At 46.0% G+C, this 474-nt stretch carries 1 protein-coding gene; it reads left to right on the forward strand.

The annotated features are described in order from the left end of the window. Positions 1-354, forward strand: a 354-nt coding sequence (locus tag D7V77_RS45415) for a hypothetical protein (protein ID WP_233597578.1), incomplete at its 5' end; no start/stop codon positions are given. Between the last annotated feature and the right edge of the window lie 120 nt (positions 355-474).

The raw sequence follows: 474 nt of genomic DNA on the forward strand, positions 1-474 counted from the left end.
CTTATATACCCACTGAAGCAAAAGCTTGCCAATACCTGGGAACTAAGCTTCACCAAGAAGATTCCGAAAGCATTGGACAAGTTCACGAAGAATTCTGAGCGGCTACTGCGGACTTTTCATGCTACCATCAAAGCTCAGTTGCAACAGAAAAGCACGTTTACTGGTATAAACATACTCCAGGCCCAGCTAAAGTCTCGTGCCGAGGGCCTCATTCACATGGCCAGAGATTTCAATGATGATGTTACTACACTACAGCGGGAAGCGAATAGAAGATTCCACCCCGCGATAATGGACGCTATGTCGAGTACCTATACAGCCTGTGCTGAGGAGCATGGTGAGTATCACGGAACATGAACAGAGTTATACTATACATTGAACTAACAGAGTTGAAGGTCGTAGCTGCTTCGTGCGCATCAAAAGACGTATGGACGAAGATCTCAAAGATAATGGACGCTCAATTTTCCAGGCCACAGC

This window comes from Corallococcus sp. CA041A (assembly GCF_003612075.1).
Lineage (GTDB): Bacteria > Myxococcota > Myxococcia > Myxococcales > Myxococcaceae > Corallococcus > Corallococcus exiguus.